General features: G+C 33.8%; 1 protein-coding gene. It reads right to left on the reverse strand.

Annotated elements, in window-relative coordinates; genetic code table 11:
* The coding region (locus B2X72_RS15285; RefSeq protein ID WP_286850408.1) for a ribosome-binding factor A at positions 1–231 on the reverse strand (231 nt) is incomplete at its 3' end.
* Positions 232–934 lie beyond the last annotated feature (703 nt).

Raw genomic sequence — 934 nt, forward strand, 5'->3', positions numbered from 1 at the left:
GCGTATTTCAGATGTTTTGGAACGAATGGCCTTAATATCCTCCTGTGCCGTTTTTGTGTTTAAAAAGCTCACGTAAACGCGGGCAATCGCTAAATCCGGCGTAACACGAACCCGTGTAACCGTAATAAATGCTCCAGGAGCCCATGAATTACCTTCGCGTTGAAATAATGCTGCTAAATCCTGTTGAATCACCCCAGCAAAACGTTGCTGTCTCTTGCTTTCTGTTCCCATCGTATACGTTTCTATGTTGAATATTCTCAATTATGTCAAACAAAAATAGCCAAAATTTCAATTAAAAGAGAAATTTGGCTCGACCTCTTGTCGCTTACTTGACAAAAAATATACAATAAACCATCGATTGGTAGCGAACGGATTACAGCTTTGAAAACAATAAAATAAGCAGCACAAGAAAAAAGGCACATCTTGGTTTGACGTGCCTTTAAATTTCGATTCACAATTGGTTAGGTAATTTCTTTCAAGTTTTAAGACTTTGGGGTCTATCATATTTGGTTTGAAATTTCGGTGTATTTAAAGCGGTAAGTATTTACTAACCTTACCATCTTCTATTTTTTCATCTCCCTTACACTACAAACATAGGAATACTTAAAAAACTGACAAAATAACTTTTAAAAATAAAGTGAGTGGTTACTTATAATGTGTGTTTATCGCGATTTAACAAACTTTTAACATTTAATTTTTTTTGTAACGGCCCTTTTTTTTTACGAGATTTTTTGTTTTTCATCAAATTGTCCGAGCAAAATGTATGCAATCTTTGCATTGATATAACCATTTGCAATTGGTATTTTTGTAAAAATTGTATGTGATAGAATTATCAGGAGCTTCAATCAACGCTAAACCGACCAAAGGCTTTTGATAATAACGGGATCAAAAAGAAATTATACGAATGAAAATCTGGCAAAAAAATATAGATGTC

Source organism: Sphingobacterium sp. UBA7253, assembly GCF_002472745.1.
GTDB lineage: Bacteria > Bacteroidota > Bacteroidia > Sphingobacteriales > Sphingobacteriaceae > Sphingobacterium > Sphingobacterium siyangense.